At 35.5% G+C, this 14,884-nt stretch carries 16 protein-coding genes; 11 read left to right on the top strand and 5 right to left on the bottom strand.

Annotated features, from left to right (window positions below):
* Window positions 1-31 precede the first annotated feature (31 nt).
* A complete protein-coding gene (locus tag MKX37_RS22000; protein WP_002088859.1) occupies window positions 32-475 on the top strand; it encodes an acyl-CoA thioesterase in 444 nt (147 codons plus the stop codon).
* Between the two features lie 36 nt (window positions 476-511).
* On the opposite strand, the gene MKX37_RS21995 is transcribed toward MKX37_RS22000, so the two are convergent.
* Window positions 512-1,291, bottom strand: coding sequence for a M15 family metallopeptidase (locus tag MKX37_RS21995; protein WP_002088858.1), 780 nt, complete (start codon window positions 1,289-1,291; stop codon window positions 512-514).
* A gap of 264 nt (window positions 1,292-1,555) precedes the next feature.
* Between MKX37_RS21995 and motA the strand changes: the two genes are divergently transcribed.
* The gene (gene motA, locus MKX37_RS21990) at window positions 1,556-2,350 is read left to right on the top strand and encodes a flagellar motor stator protein MotA (RefSeq protein WP_002129301.1); all 795 of its coding nucleotides are present in this window, start codon (window positions 1,556-1,558) and stop codon (window positions 2,348-2,350) included.
* The gene (gene motB / locus MKX37_RS21985; RefSeq protein WP_002184884.1) at window positions 2,340-3,128 is read left to right on the top strand and encodes a flagellar motor protein MotB; all 789 of its coding nucleotides are present in this window, start codon (window positions 2,340-2,342) and stop codon (window positions 3,126-3,128) included. Before motA ends, motB begins: the two co-directional genes overlap by 11 nt.
* A gap of 28 nt (window positions 3,129-3,156) precedes the next feature.
* Here motB and MKX37_RS21980 read toward each other — a convergent pair whose 3' ends face one another.
* Window positions 3,157-3,984 (bottom strand): 5'-nucleotidase, lipoprotein e(P4) family, encoded by an 828-nt coding sequence (locus MKX37_RS21980; protein ID WP_078422018.1) that lies wholly within the window; start codon window positions 3,982-3,984, stop codon window positions 3,157-3,159.
* Window positions 3,985-4,329: 345 nt separating this feature from the next.
* On the opposite strand from MKX37_RS21980, the gene MKX37_RS21975 reads away from it, so the two are divergent.
* From MKX37_RS21975 to MKX37_RS21965, 3 genes are all read left to right on the top strand, one after another.
* The gene (locus MKX37_RS21975) at window positions 4,330-5,214 is read left to right on the top strand and encodes an ABC transporter ATP-binding protein (protein WP_016120853.1); all 885 of its coding nucleotides are present in this window, start codon (window positions 4,330-4,332) and stop codon (window positions 5,212-5,214) included.
* A gap of 2 nt (window positions 5,215-5,216) precedes the next feature.
* On the top strand, window positions 5,217-6,443 hold the full coding sequence (locus MKX37_RS21970) for an ABC transporter permease (RefSeq protein WP_002167617.1): 1,227 nt from the start codon (window positions 5,217-5,219) through the stop codon (window positions 6,441-6,443).
* A 118-nt stretch (window positions 6,444-6,561) separates the two neighbouring features.
* Window positions 6,562-6,993 carry an Rrf2 family transcriptional regulator gene (locus tag MKX37_RS21965; RefSeq protein ID WP_078422017.1) on the top strand — a complete coding sequence of 144 codons (432 nt, stop codon included), beginning with the start codon at window positions 6,562-6,564 and terminating at the stop codon, window positions 6,991-6,993.
* 61 nt (window positions 6,994-7,054) lie between these two features.
* Here MKX37_RS21965 and MKX37_RS21960 read toward each other — a convergent pair whose 3' ends face one another.
* Window positions 7,055-7,720, bottom strand: coding sequence for an aquaporin (locus MKX37_RS21960; RefSeq protein ID WP_002067333.1), 666 nt, complete (start codon window positions 7,718-7,720; stop codon window positions 7,055-7,057).
* A gap of 142 nt (window positions 7,721-7,862) precedes the next feature.
* The gene (locus MKX37_RS21955; RefSeq protein WP_078422016.1) at window positions 7,863-8,828 is read right to left on the bottom strand and encodes a DMT family transporter; all 966 of its coding nucleotides are present in this window, start codon (window positions 8,826-8,828) and stop codon (window positions 7,863-7,865) included.
* 101 nt (window positions 8,829-8,929) lie between these two features.
* On the opposite strand from MKX37_RS21955, the gene MKX37_RS21950 reads away from it, so the two are divergent.
* On the top strand, window positions 8,930-9,502 hold the full coding sequence (locus MKX37_RS21950; protein ID WP_002034214.1) for a helix-turn-helix domain-containing protein: 573 nt from the start codon (window positions 8,930-8,932) through the stop codon (window positions 9,500-9,502).
* A 70-nt stretch (window positions 9,503-9,572) separates the two neighbouring features.
* Here the strand turns inward: MKX37_RS21950 and MKX37_RS21945 are convergent, their stop codons facing one another.
* Window positions 9,573-9,758, bottom strand: coding sequence for a PspC domain-containing protein (locus MKX37_RS21945; protein ID WP_002129290.1), 186 nt, complete (start codon window positions 9,756-9,758; stop codon window positions 9,573-9,575).
* Between the two features lie 213 nt (window positions 9,759-9,971).
* Between MKX37_RS21945 and MKX37_RS21940 the strand changes: the two genes are divergently transcribed.
* The 4 genes from MKX37_RS21940 (at window position 9,972) to MKX37_RS21925 (ending at window position 14,864) form a co-directional block, all read left to right on the top strand.
* Window positions 9,972-11,213 carry an amidohydrolase family protein gene (locus MKX37_RS21940; RefSeq protein ID WP_002143281.1) on the top strand — a complete coding sequence of 414 codons (1,242 nt, stop codon included), beginning with the start codon at window positions 9,972-9,974 and terminating at the stop codon, window positions 11,211-11,213.
* A gap of 112 nt (window positions 11,214-11,325) precedes the next feature.
* Entirely contained in the window at window positions 11,326-12,621 is a 1,296-nt protein-coding gene (locus MKX37_RS21935) for a purine/pyrimidine permease (protein WP_078422015.1), read from the top strand.
* A gap of 165 nt (window positions 12,622-12,786) precedes the next feature.
* Window positions 12,787-13,011, top strand: coding sequence for a spore germination transcription factor GerE (gene gerE / locus MKX37_RS21930; RefSeq protein WP_000659484.1), 225 nt, complete (start codon window positions 12,787-12,789; stop codon window positions 13,009-13,011).
* Window positions 13,012-13,118: 107 nt separating this feature from the next.
* The gene (locus MKX37_RS21925) at window positions 13,119-14,864 is read left to right on the top strand and encodes an MFS transporter (protein ID WP_078422014.1); all 1,746 of its coding nucleotides are present in this window, start codon (window positions 13,119-13,121) and stop codon (window positions 14,862-14,864) included.
* Window positions 14,865-14,884 lie beyond the last annotated feature (20 nt).

The following is a 14,884-nucleotide window of genomic DNA, read 5'->3' as shown; positions in this document are numbered from 1 at the left end:
TTTATTTTAAGGGCGAAAAGGAGAGGGAACGATGAAGAGAATTTCTTATATTGAAGACTTTGAGCAATGGGAAAGTGGTTTTTCATTTTATAATCCTGTCAAAGTTCGTTTTGGTGAAGTAGATATGTTTGGACATGTAAATAATGTCGTTGCTTTTACATATTTTGAAGAAGCGCGTATCGCATTGTTTAAAGAACTCGGATTTATGCAAGAATGGACACATGAATCATCAGAAACGATGATAGTCGTCGCAGATCTACAATGCAATTTTATTAAACAAATTTATTTTGATGAGCAGTTGAAAGTATATGTAAAGGCGGGAGCGGTTGGGAATTCCTCTTTAGATTTACACTATATGGTCAAAAATGCAGAAGGAGAAGTTTGTTTAGTTGGACGCGGTATGATGGTCCAAGCATCGAAAAAAACTGGAAGAGGCGAACCGTGGCCTGAGGAATGGAAGGAATTGCTATTATAATAGAATAAAAGAAAAATAAGAGAGCGATTCGCTCTCTTATTTTTTGTCCTCCATCGCCTCTTCTAATGTTAGGTGGTGCTTATATATGTATGTGGCGTATGGATTACCGACGTAGCGTAAGTGCCACGGTTCATATGCATACTCTGTTGTTTTTGTTTTATCCTCTAAATAACGAATGACAAATCCGAACTCATGGGCATGTTCTGCAACCCATTTTCCTTCTGCTGTCTCTCCGAAGATTGGTTCTAATTGGAATTTAGCAGATTTTGAGCTAATATCCATTGCTAGACCGGTTTGATGCTCACTTGTTCCAGGAATTGCACTTACCGAATCAGCCTCAGCTTTTCCTTGGCGTTTAATATATGTATTATGTAATGACTGTTGGCGTTTGTAAGAACGGTAACCTGAAACTGCTGTAAGTTCTAAACCTTCTTCTTTCGCTGCTTGGAACATTTTTTCAAGAGCGTCTGCAGCATCTTTGCGAAGTAATGTTTTCTCTTTATCTTTTGGACTAGTAAATGGTACGTTCGGTTTCGTCAAATCTTCTGGAATGTACCCATCTGGTAATTTACGATGTTTATTGACTAATACAAGAGCAGAATCTGGATTTGTTACAACGGAAAAATTATCATCTAGTTTCTTTGCATTATGATCAGCTTTTTGAAAAGCAGGAATCTCTTCTTTTTGGTGGTTATTATGTTTTTGATTTTCGACAGCTTTCGCTTCGTTTTGTAGTGGTGATTTAGAACCAAAGTAAACGAAAGATGTGATACCGATTACAATAGTAGCGGCAGAAATAATTATTATTTTTTTCATGATGCCCTGTAATCACAGTCCTTTCTTAATAAAATATGTATCGTTTTTATTATAAGTCTAGTTTGTTGAAAAAGAAATATAAGAGTCGTAACGTAATAGAAATGCAAAGAAAATGTCAGAAAATGTGTGAAAATGTAGTATTTTTTCATATAATTCATTTCTTATCTTTCATGAAGTTCATTTTTTATGTAATATATGTATATAAGAAGATGTAGCGATTATTGAGAATAAAAGACCTCTGGTATAGACTAGGAGTGGATGGGAATGGATTTTGCAACAATTATTGGAATCATTTTAGGAGTATTAGCGGTAGTCGTAGGGATGGTCGTCAAGGGCGCTGACATAACAGCCTTACTAAATCCTGCCGCAGCACTAATTATTTTCGTCGGTACATTTGCTGCAGTGTGTATTGCATTTCCGATGAATCAACTAAAAAGAGTTCCAAAATTATTTAAAGTTCTTTTTGGTTCAAATAAAAAAGATTTAAGTTATGAACAATTGCTAGAATTATTTGTTCATTGGACATCTGAGAGTAGAAAATACGGTATTTTGTCTTTAGAGCAACAATTAGATGAAATTGAAGATGAATTTCTTTTGCGTGGTATGAAATTTGTTATTGATGGTGTATCTGCAGAGGATTTAGAACAAATTTTAGAAGCCGAATTAGAAGCGATTGAAGAGAGACATGCAAAAGGGGCTGCTATTTTCTCGCAAGCTGGTACATATGCACCTACACTAGGGGTTTTAGGTGCTGTTATTGGTCTTGTAGCTGCACTTGGAAATTTAACTGATATTGAAAAGCTAGGGCATGCTATTTCAGGTGCGTTTATTGCAACGATTTTCGGTATTTTTTCAGGTTACGTATTATGGCATCCGTTTGCAAATAAATTAAAGCAAAAGTCTGCTGCTGAATTAGAGAAGAAACGTTTAATTATTGATTGTTTATTAATGTTACAAGAAGGTACATATCCGTTTATTATGAAGAACCGCATTTTAGGTGCACTTTCTGCAACTGAGCGTAAAAAGCTAGAAAAAGGAGCAGAAAAAAATGCGGAGTAAGAAAAATAGAAGAGGTAAAAAGAAAAAACATGATGAGCATATCGATGAAACTTGGTTAATTCCATATTCTGATATGTTAACGTTGTTATTTGCATTGTTCATCGTATTATTCGCAATGAGTAGTATAGATGCTGCGAAGTTTAAACAAATGGCAGTTGCTTTTCGAAGTGAGTTAGCCGGTGGAACAGGAAATAAAGAATTTTTAAGCGATCAAAAACCAAATGAGGAAAAAGAATTATCAGCAAATAGCCTTGAGGCAGAACAAGCAAAAAAACAAGCGGAAGATAGAGCTAAAGAAAAAAAAGAAATGGATGAGTTGAAAGCATTACAAAAAAAGATTGATCAATATATTAATGAGAAACAACTATCCTCTTCTTTTCAAACTAAGTTAACTGAAAAAGGATTAATGTTAACGATATTAGAAAATGTACTATTTGATTCAGGGAAAGCAGATGTGAAGTTGGAATCGTTAGGGATTGCAAAAGAGATGTCTAACCTACTTGTTTCAGCATCACCTCGTGAAATTACAGTATCGGGTCATACAGATACGGTTCCTATCGCAAATGCTCAGTTTGCATCAAACTGGGAGTTAAGTACACAGCGTGCAGTTAATTTTATGCAGGTGTTACTCCAAAATAAAGAATTGCAACCAGAAAAATTTAGTGCAGTTGGTTATGGAGAATACCGTTCAATTGCACCAAATGATACGCCAGAAGGAAAAGCGAAAAATAGACGTGTAGAAGTATTTATTTTACCTTTAACAAGAAATATGCAATAAAAGAGGATGGCGAAGGCCATCCTCTTTGTTATTTTGCATCAAATGATTTTAAATTGTCACGACGGATTTTGTCTTTTTCTGCATCTGATTTTTTGAAATTATAGTCATATAGAGCACCTTCCCAATCACCGTACATTGGATTAGGGAAAATGATGAATTTCTCACCAAATTGTGCTTTTGATTCTGCTACTGTTTCATTGCGATCTTTTACAGATTTTCCATCAAAACCAGTGAAATCAGATAAGTTGTCACCGAAGAATAGGACGATGTCATGTGTTTGAGAAACAAGTTCACGACGCTTTTCTTTCCCTTTTTCTTTCGGGTCCTGTAGTAATATATGTTCTTTCGTTGCTTGAGGAGCCCCTACACGCTCAAGGTTTTTAATTGTTGCATCTAGTTGATTCGTTTTACGATTTGAGATGTAGTAAATATCTACACCTTTAGACTCTGTATATTTTAAGAAATCAATAGCGCCTGGAAGAGCGTCAGCTTCAGCCTTATTAATCCAATCGTCCCATTTATAAGGATAGCCTTTTCCTGTTTTTACGCTCATTGCTTGATGAGGACTGTTATCTAAAACAGTTTCATCTAAATCAAGTACGATAGCAGGTTTTTTGCCTGTCCCTTTTGCAAGAGCTGCATCAAGCTTAAATTGACCAATATTGTATCCTTGGTAGTATAGTGCTTTCGTTTCGCCAGCTGTTTGATACCATAAATCAGCCATTAATTGCTGGTCTGTTAATTGTACTTTCTCTTCTTTTGCCACTGTTTTCTCAGCTGTTCCTGAACATGCTACAAGCGATGTGGAAAGAACGGCTATAGATAATAAACTGGTAATACCCCTCTTCATCTTCATATGTATCCTCCTCGATGTTAGAAAATCATTTTATATTATATATTAAAATATGATATTTTTTTATGAACATTTGCATATTGTCTTTTGTATATGTAGTAGTTTGTCCTATATTAGAAAGGTCAGTTAAATAATAATAATAATTATTTTGACAAGTTTTATTGTCGTAATGACAATTAAAATTGACAAAAACAGGATTTTTATTTACAATTTTAACTAAATGAAACAAATGATGGGTTAGATGTAGTGATACATATAAGAGAATGAAATATAGTACTATATTTCATTCTGAACAATCATAGGCTTTAACAGAGGGTACGAATGATACTAAAGGGGAGGCTTTATACATTGAGTTTACAAATTCAAAACTTAACAAAAATATTCGGAGAATCTAAAGCGGTTAATGGTTTGCAAATCTCGTTACCGAAAGGTGAAGTGTTAGGGTTACTTGGCCGAAATGGTGCAGGGAAAACAACGACAATTAAAATGTTACTAGGTTTATTAACGCCAAATGAAGGTTCTATTACGTGGGATGGAAAATCATTTGGTGATAGCGGGGTAACAATTGGATATTTACCAGAAGAAAGAGGATTATATACAAAAAGTAGAGTAATAGATCAGTTGCGATATTTTGGCAGATTAGAAGGAATGACGAAAAAAGAAGTGGATCTTGCAATTGATTACTGGTTAGAGCGCTTAGCAATCCCAGAATATAAATTCAAAACAGCAGGAGAACTTTCGAAAGGGAACCAGCAAAAAATTCAATTGATTGCTGCTCTTCTTCATGATCCAGAACTTCTTATTTTGGATGAACCATTTAGCGGACTTGATCCAGTTAATGCTGGAATGTTGGCTAGTATTATTGGAGAACAAGTACAGAGCGGAAAGACAATTATTTTATCTAGTCACCGTATGGAGCAAGTAGAGGCTTTTTGCCAACATGTATGTATTTTGAAAAAAGGTGAAGCGGTCGTAGAAGGACAATTAAGTGATATTAAGAAAGAATACGGTTTTCGTAATTTAACAATCGAAGATACAAAAGAGAATGAAAAAGGATTAGAAGCTATACATGTTTCATATGAAAAACAACAAGGCCTTCTTTATGTGAAAGTACAAGATGATGCAGAAGCTCTAAAGATTTTGCAACAATTGCAAGAACAAGGTGTTGGTTTACGACAATTTAAAATGTTAGAGCCGACGTTAAACGAAATCTTTGTAGAGAGGGCGAAATAAAGATGCGTAAATTTTCTCATGTATTTTCATTTTATTTTAAAGAAGCATTTTTATCTAAAAAATCATTAATTACGAGTGCGATTTTATTTTTGGTTGTGTTTGGGATTTTTGCATTTAATCATTTTACTTCAGGCGATGATAAAAATAAGGATAAAGATAAAATTGCAGTTGTAGTAGAGAGTTCCACATACAAAGTACAAAAAGAAGAGCTAAATAAGCTATTGCCATCAGCAAAAATAACGGTCGGTTCAAAAGATGATTTTGATAAACTACATAAGCAAGTAGAAGAGGGAGATTTAGATGGTCTATTCCATGTGACGGAAAAGGATGGGACTCCAGCAGTTACATATATGTATAATGGATTTCCAAGCCAAGCGACTTCTGCGATTATGGCGGGTTATTTAAAACAACAATATACGAAGGTGACGATTGCAAAAAATAATGTTTCACCAGAAATTGCGCAGCAATTACAAGCAGAAATTCAAGTGAAGCAAGAAGCGATAAAAGATCGTACATCTTCTTTCGGAATTGCATATTTCTTTACATTTGCTTTGTATATGTTTATTGTAGCTTTCGGAAATACAATCGCAATGAATATTGCATCTGAAAAGGCGTCACGTGTAATGGAAGTAATGCTTCCGAAAGTAAAGCCTCTTACGATGATGTATGCGAAAATTTTGGCGGTTGTTTCAACGGCGTTATTACAACTTGTAATATTGGCGTGTGGTTATCTTATTCCTTATTTGTTAGGTTGGGTCGATTTAGAAAGTGCTTCATTACTTGGCGTTCCAATTGACTTTACAAAATTAGATGCAAAGGTTATAAGTATGTTTCTTGTTTATTTCATTACGGGGTATTTACTTTATGCGATGATGTACGCTGCGGCTGGAGCTGTTGTGTCTAAGACAGAGGATTTACAAGCTGTATCTTTCCCGATAATGATTTTGATCATGGCTGCATTCTTCATTAGTATTAAATCATTAAGTGATCCAAATAGTACTATTGTTGTTGTAAGTTCGTATGTTCCGTTTTTCACACCGATGGTCACCTTCTCGCGGATTGTAGCCGGTGAAGCAGGTATGCTAGAGATTACGATAACATTAGTAGTTTTATTGGCGACAATTGGTATATTAAATGCTGTTACAAGTCGTATCTATGTAAATGGTGTAATGAATTACTCTGATAAAGTGAAGTTTAAAGATTTAGCGAAATTTATAAAGCGTCAATAATAGAGGGAAAGCATGATTTTCTAATGGAATCATGCTTTTTCTTTATGTATAAATTAAAAATAGTATATAATAATAAGAGTTGTCTTTTAATAGAATGAATAAAAAGGAGGGTGTGCAGATGGGAATTAGTAGTCGTTTTACAGTAGGTGTTCATATGTTAACGTTACTTGCAATAGATCGAAACTCTCGCTGTACCTCTGAATGGATTGCTGGTAGTGTGAATACAAATCCAGTTGTGATTCGTCGCATTACAGGAATGTTGAAGAGAGCAGGACTTGTTGATGTACAAGCTGGTAAAGGTGGTACGACACTTGCTCGTGATTTAGATGAAATTACATTACTTGATGTATATAAAGCTGTGGAAGTTGTAGAAGAAGGACATCTATTTTCTTTCCATGAAAATCCCAACATTGAATGTCCAGTAGGAGCTAATATTCAATCGGTATTAGAGATTATTTTAATACAATCGCAAGAAGCGATGGAAAACGTACTTGCAAATGTAGCGGTGCAGCAATTAGTTACAAATTTAAAGTCGAAAATTAAAGAATAAAAAAAAGCGAGCTTCCTCATGATGAGGGCTCGCTTTTTTTTATTCGGAAATATTGAAAGTTCTATTTTTCCGTATTTAAAATAAACTTTCCTACAACAGCTGCTACGATACCACCAAAAATTGGGGCAACGATGAACACCCATAGTTGAGAAATTGCTTCTCCGCCAGCGAATAGAGCTGGTGCGATACTACGAGCTGGGTTAACAGATGTTCCAGTTAACGGAATACCTAATAAGTGAATTAATACTAATGTGAAACCAATTACTAGTCCAGCTAAAGAAGAACTTCCCTTTTTACCTGTTACAGCAACGATAACTAAAACAAATACGAAAGTTAAAATGAATTCAACTAAAAATGCTCCAGATAAACCAAGAGTTCCAAAACTATTTTGTCCTAAATTATCTAAAGGTAATTTAGCAGATCGTAAAATTGTTACTAACGTTGCAGTTCCTAATAAACCACCTAAAATTTGAGCTAATAAATAATAGCTAAGTTCCATAGCGTTCATTCTTTTGTTGATGAACATAGCGATTGATACTGCTGGGTTAATATGACATCCAGAAATTGTTCCAATGCTATATGCCATAGCCACGATAGATAATCCGAAAGCCATAGCGATACCTAATGTTCCAATTCCTTCAATTCCGCCACCAATGACAGCTACTCCAGTTCCGAATAATACAAGTACAAATGTACCAATAAATTCAGCAATTGCTTTTTTTAACATAATTTACCTCCTATTAATGCACATGAAAGGTATTATAACATAGGTTTTAGTATAAACAGCTAATGAAATACTATTCTGATAAGGCGAAATAGGGAGATAATAAAAATAGATATGGTTCTATGAAGAAGAACCATATCTATTTTTATGCTGATTTTTTTTGTTTAATGACTGGAACAGAACGGTTTAAAACACTATTTACGATCATTCCTAGCATGATAATAATCATCCCAATCAGTGACAGCCCGCTAGGGAATGAACCATTTAAGAAAATAATCTCACCAAGCACAGTGAAGACCATCGTTCCAGCTTGTGTTGCTTCAACAGCTCCAAGTAAAGCAAGATTGTCTTTTGCTAAGTCAGTAGCAAAGAAAAATGTCATCGTCGCAATAACGCCGGAACATAATGCTAACAAAAACCCTTGAAGCATTTGGCTGGATGTTGGAATACCGGTAGTAGAAAATCCGTATATACCAAGTAAAATTGTAATAGGGAGACTTCCAATTGCCATTCCTAACACACGTTGGAATGTATCAAGACGTCCACCAACAAGTTCCATCATTTTTCGGTTGCCAAACGGATATAAGAAAGCAGCTAACACGACAGGTAAAAACCCTGAAATGAACTGAGTCATTGTAATGTGGCCTGCTGCAGTCGCTTGCATACAAATTACACCAAGTAAAATAAATAATGCTACATATAAACTGCGAAGTGGAATTTTTCCACGTACAAGTTTTGTACCTGATTTCGTTTCTATTTTAACGAAAAATAATGGTGATAGTAGTAAACCTGCTAATATCGTAACTTGCCAAGTTCCAGCAACGAGCCAAGCTGGAGAAAAAACAGCTGCGAAACTTAATAAAGAATAGAAGCCGATGCCAGCGACCGAGCCCCACCCGATCCATACAAATGGATGTTTTTTTAATTCTGCCCATAAAGCTCCTAAGTTTTTGCGAAATAAAACGATAAGGAATAAAATAGGAAGAGCAAATAGAAAACGGAAGGAAGCAGTCCAAGCCCAGCTTGTTCCAGATACATTCATTGCTCTGTTAATAATAAAGGTTGCAGAAAAAAAGGCCGATGATAAAAGACCTAGTAATATTGCGCGCATGAAGTATGGCACTCCTTTCGGAATTGAGTATTTATGTATAGTATAATATACTTAAAGTTAATAAAAGTAAACTATTTTATATTTTAAGGTGGTTTTTATATATGAAAGAAAATGAAGATATGCAAACGAAAGAAGTAATTCAGCAAGTAGGTCAGCTATTAAGACAAATTCGAAATGAACAAAAATTAAGTTTAGAAGAATTAGCCCAAAAAACAGGGGTTAGTAAATTAACATTAGGGAAAATTGAGAGAGGTGAAACGAATCCAACGTTAGCTGTTATTTGGAAAATAACGAAAGGGTTATCGATTCCTTTATCGAGATTAATGGTTGTTGGAGAACCTGTAGCTGTTGCGCGCTGCGGAGAAGGATTTGCAGTAGATGTAGGACAAGCATGGCATTTAGAAACGATGTTCCGTTACACGAAAGAAACAGGGATGGAAATGCACCGTGCTTGTTTAAGAGCGAATAGTATATATGAACCGGAAGCTCATCATGAAGGAGCAATTGAGCTTGTAACAGTAATGAAAGGGAAAGTTTCTATTCAAGTTGAGAATGACGTATATGTGCTAAATGAGTTTGACTCCATTCAGTTTGAAGCTAATAAGAAACATAGTTATAAAAATGAAGAGGATGAAGTAGCGGTATTACATTTAACGATGAAATATTCTTCATGAAAAAATCCCCTATAGAAAAATCTATAGGGGATTTTTTATACGCTATGCTCAAATATATGAAAGAATGTTATTAGTAAGAGCGTGGCATAAGTAATAAACAAATAAAATAAACTAAAAACCCCGTCCCAAAACATAAAATAGCAATGACCCAAAGTATGCGAATGAGAGTAGAGCTAATATCAAAATATTCTCCTAAACCACCGCATATACCAAATAACATTTTATCAGTTTCGGATTTATATAACCTCTTCGACATATTATGATCCTCTCCTTTTTATATCACCGCTGTTATGTATGAGTGATACAGTGTACTTTTATTCTATATGGAAATTTATGAGAAGACCATTAGGTTATATTACATTTTTTTGTGAAAGGACAATACAATGGATTAATTGTCTTAATTTTCAGTTGGTATTAAAATGAAAATGAGGGTGTGACGTATTTTCTAATATAAGGTGGGGAAATGGTAATGACATTATATTGGTTGACTAATGTAAAGCTTGAAACAGGTTATACATATGAAGAAGCGAAAATTTCACAAACGGAAACTGAGATATGCAGTCTTCTTATTGAAGATGGGCGAATTAAAAGAATTATATCGGGAATCGCCCAAGAGGAAGGAACGTTAACTTTTGATGCTAATCGTTTATTAGTTTTACCAGCTTTTGAAGAGATGCATATTCATATTGATAAAACATATTATAGTGGGCCTTGGAAAGCTTGTATGCCAGCAGAAAATATTTTTACACGTTTTAATGAAGAAAAAACGATTTTACCAAAGCAATTAGCAACTGCTCAAGACAGGGCGGAAAATATGCTAGAGTTATTGCTTCGAAATGGCGCAACAAATATTAGAACGCATTGTAATGTGGATCCGGTTATTGGACTTCGTAATTTAGAGGCAACGTTAGCGGCTTTAGGAACATATAAAGATCGGTTGTCTGGTAGAATAGTTGCATTTCCGCAACATGGATTATTGCGAAGTAATTCTATGCAACTTGTGAAAGATGCGATGCGTATGGGCGCACAATTAGTTGGCGGAGTGGACCCAGCTACAGTAGATAATGATATTGAAAAATCATTACATACGATTATGGACATTGCGGTAGAATTTAATGCGGATGTTGATATTCATTTGCACGATGCGAATAATCTTGGAACGTTTACAATGAAGAGATTAGCAAGTCTAACGGAAGAAGCAGGATGGCAAGGTCGTGTAACAATTAGTCATGCGCTTGGACTTGGTGGTGTTACTGATAAAGAAGCTGAAGAAGTGGCAGAAAGACTAGCAGCATTAAAGATTGATATCACTTCAACCGTTCCAATCGGTAAACAAGTAATCCCAATTCCATTATTAGATCGAAAAGGAGTTAAAGTTTCATTAGGAAATGATAGTATTACAGATCATTGGTCTCCGTTCGGCACAGGTGATATGCTTCAAAAGGCAAATCGATTGGCAGAACGATTTGGTTGGAGTGATGAAAGGTCTTTAGGGAAAGCTCTTTGTTTTATTACTGGAGGGAAAGAAACGTTAAATAATGAAGGAAAACGAGTGTGGCCGAATGTAGGGGATGAGGCAAGTTTTGTTTTAACGAATGCAACATGCGCCGCGGAAGCAGTGGCTCGTCAAACAGAGAAGCGTGTAGTTATGTATAAAGGGAATGTTGTTATAGGGGATTTAGATCAAGTGAAATCTGATAATCTTGTATAGAGGAATCGTTTAGATGTTTTTAGAAGGGTTCTAATTGTGAAAATAGAACCCTTCTTTTTTATTTAGTAGAAACAGGGAAGTACTATACTTCCTTATAAGGAAGCAAGAAGGGATGAAAAGTTTGGACAATCAACATAATCAAAATCATATTATGGGAACTTTGCAATGGTTTATTTTTTTATTAGCAAACTCAATCGCGCTACCAATTGTCGTTGGCGGATTATTTCATCTTACGACGGAAGAAGTATTTTATTTAATGCAACGTACGTTTTTCGTAGTTGGTATATCTTCTTTTTTACAAGGATGGCTTGGACATAAGCTTCCGATTGCGGATGGACCAGCTGGATCTTGGGTTGGTGTATTTACCGTGCTTGCTTATGCAACTGTAGGGCAGGATCAATTACATAGTACATTGCAAATTTTAGAATTAGGAATGATGGTTGCGGGAGTTGTTTTAATAGGGCTAGGAGTAACGGGAGTTATCGGGCGTATTTTATTTTTATTTACGCCGCTCGTGACAGGGACGTTCTTACTTTTATTATGTTTACAATTAAGTGGTGTATTTTTAAAAGGAATGCTAGGAATTACAGCTACTGTTTCTCAAATTGATGGATTTACAGCATTAATTGCTTTTGGCATATTTTTATTCGTAGTCATACTCTCCAACTTCGGAAAAGGGTTTGTTAAAAGTTATGCGGTTTTAATAGGGTTAATTAGTGGCTGGATTATTTTTCTCATTGCAGGAAAAGTGACGATCCCATCTCAAGTAACTCATTTTGTGCAACTTCCACATATATTCGCGTGGGGAATTCCAAAATGGAATACAGGTATGGCTGTATCAAGTTTCGTTATGGTATGTATTTTAGTTTCAAATACAGTGGCAGCTATTATAGCAATTAATCAAGCTACCATTCATAAAGCGACTATTGAACAAAAACAGTTGAAGGATGGAACGTGGGTTGGAGGGATTTCACATATCATTTCCTCTGTATTTTCAACTGTAGGTGTCGTTCCGTTACCAGCAACGGCAGGGTTTATACGCTTAACAAAACAAAAATATATACGATCGTTCTTAATGGCATGTGCGTTACTAGTCGTAATGTCTCTTTTTCCAAGTATCATTCGTTACTTAGCGTCTTTACCATCCGCTGTCGCATCAGCCGTTTTAATGGCTTCGTTCGTACAGTTAATTGGAATTGGATTTAATAATATAAAACAAGTGCCAATCAGCGAAAGGAATGTAACGATTTTAGGAGTTGCTATATTATTTGGAAGTGGTGTTATGTTTTTACCGTCTGGAGCACTCCAATCCTTGCCGTCTGTGATGCAATATATATTCGGAAATGGTTTGTTCGTAGGTACAGTTGTCAGCATATTACTAGAACAAATATGGTGTACTGAAAAGTAAGTGGATAAAAAGAGTGTACGCACTGTATAAAAGTCTAAAATAACATAAGAAATAAAGCCCATTTTCATTCACCACCTGCACATTTCGTTCATACAATATCTTGACTAAATAAACACCCAACTTACACATATACAGCTCTGGCTTAAGCAAGGAGGGTTATACCAGTTGAAGGAAAAAGCGTATCAATCTAAACCGTTACTCACAAAGAGAGAAAGAGAAGTATTTGAATTACTGGTTCAAGATAAAACGACGAAGGAAATTGCAGGTGAACTGTTTATAAGTGAAAAAACAGTACGTAATCACATCTCAAACGCAATGCAAAAGCTAGGGGTTAAAGGACGTTCACAAGCAGTTGTTGAGCTTCTTCGTATGGGAGAGCTCGAACTATAAGAAAGCAGCCGACTTTTATACAAAAGGTCGGCTATTTTTCTGTTTGTTTCATGCTCCATATGAATGATAAGAATGTTTCATACATAAATAGGTAGTAAGGAGGGGATATGTTGAAAAGGGTATTATTAGTTTCAACAAGCGCTCATGATTTGAATGGACACCCGACTGGTTTGTGGCTGGAAGAGCTCGCAGCTCCTTATCATTTATTTAAAAAAGCTAAGTTCGATGTTGATATTGTGTCGATAAAAGGCGGGAGAGTACCAATTGATAGAGTGTCTATTCCGAATGGCATACCTCGTGAATTTAAGCATGTCGCTTCTTTATTGCAAAATACGAGGGCGATTTCAACTGTTCACTCTTCAGAGTATGATGCGGTATTATTTTGTGGTGGGCACGGGGCGATTGTAGATTTTCCAGGTAATCCATATGTAGCAAATTTAATTGAGAATATGTACAATAATAACCGGATCGTAGCGGCTGTTTGTCACGGGGTAAGTTCTTTAGTTGGTGTGAAAAATAAAGATGGCTCGTTTTTTGTTGCCGGTAAGCGTATAACAGGTTATACAAACGATGAAGAAAAAGCTGTACATTTAGAAAATCGAGTTCCGTTTTTGCTAGAAAGTAAGTTGAAAGAAGAAGGGGCTTTATTTTATGTAGCACCTAATTTCACGCCGCATGTTGTAGTAGGTTATTCCTTAGTTGTCGGTATTGGTTCGATGATATATGGGAAGTTGGCTGATCGTTATAGCGTAAAAAAACTATTGATTATTTCAATTATCATATTTGTAGCGGGTTCTATTATTGGATTTATGAATCAATCTTATGCGATTACCATTCTTGCAAGATTAGTGCAGGCGAGTGGGGGCGCGGCGTTTATTGCGCTTAGTATGATTGCAGTGGCAAAATTAGTTGCTCCTGCTAAGAAGCCTGGTGCATTAGCGATGATTAGTTCTTCTATTGCATTAGCAATAGGCATTGGTCCTTTAGTTGGCGGGGCTATTACAAATACATTAGGGTGGCCATATTTATTTTTATTTATGGCTATTTCAGTAGTTGGGATTTTCTTGCTTATAAAATTTATGCCAGAAGAAGCGCAGCATACGGATGAAGCGTTTCATTTTGATTACATTGGAGCGGCGTTATTATTTGCATTCATTACGAATGTTTTATTAGGTGTCAATATTAATAGTTGGCTATTTGTGTTATCGGTAGCTTTCTTATTTTTATTCACGGTTCGTATGAAGAACGCGGAGCATCCATTTATTGATATTGAGTTATTTTCGAACAAACCATTTCTTCGTTTAATAGCGGTCGGGTTTATAATTAATGTGGCGTTATGTGCTAGTCTATTATTATTGCCATCACTGTTAGGAAGAGTGCACGGATTGTCGCCATTCGTTATCGGAATTGCATTGTTTGTTGCATCACTCTTTGGTATTGTATCTAGTTTTATTACGGGGAAGATTGTCCCTTCGTTTGGAAATGTGAATATGATTTATGTAGCGTCTGTCATTATGATCGTTGGCTTTTTAATTTTAGGGCTTATTCCGAACGGGAACTTAATCATTATTTTAGTGGCGGTTATTTTAACATTTATGAGTTATTCAGCTATTCAAGTATCATTAAACACATTTATACCGAAAACATTACATCCAGCTAAAGTTGGAGTCGGTCTTGGTTTATATAATTTAATTAACTTTTTCGGTATGGCATTTGGACCAGCTGTAGCGAGCAAAGTTATGGAAGCTACAAATAGTTATCGTTTGAATTTTATTTTAATCATCATTTTAATTTCTGCTCATTTCTTCTTATTAATAGGAATGTCTTCTTTCCAAAAAAAGATGGAGCAATAAAGTGAAACTTTAATTAGTGG

It is taken from the genome of Bacillus sp. FSL R5-0709, from assembly GCF_038004785.1.
In the GTDB taxonomy this organism is placed as follows: Bacteria; Bacillota; Bacilli; order Bacillales; family Bacillaceae_G; genus Bacillus_A; species Bacillus_A mycoides.
The sequence above is the reverse complement of the archived record's forward strand: the minus strand, read 5'-3'. Positions and strand labels throughout refer to the sequence as shown.